Below are 215 nucleotides of genomic sequence, written 5' to 3'. Positions count from 1 at the left end.
GAGTGCGCTGGTCGGGGGTGGCTCGCTGCCCAGACCAGGAGAAATATCGCTGGCCCATAATGGTGTGCTGTTTCTCGATGAACTGCCTGAATTTCAGCGGCAGGTTCTGGATGCTTTGCGCCAGCCGATGGAATCCGGCGAAATCACCATTTCCCGCGCACGGGCGAAAGTCCGATATCCGGCAAGAGCGCAGTTGATTGCAGCGATGAATCCCA

At 57.7% G+C, this 215-nt stretch carries 1 protein-coding gene; it reads left to right on the top strand.

Features of this window, described 5'->3' with window-relative positions; all coding sequences use genetic code 11:
• A partial coding sequence (locus JEM65_RS21715; protein WP_199603847.1) for an ATP-binding protein occupies positions 1 to 215 on the top strand: 215 nt, incomplete at both ends.

Source organism: Gelidibacter salicanalis, assembly GCF_016469035.1.
Taxonomy (GTDB): Bacteria; Bacteroidota; Bacteroidia; order Flavobacteriales; family Flavobacteriaceae; genus Gelidibacter; species Gelidibacter salicanalis_A.
Note: the sequence above shows the minus strand (reverse complement) of the source record. Positions and strands in the feature narration are given on the sequence as shown.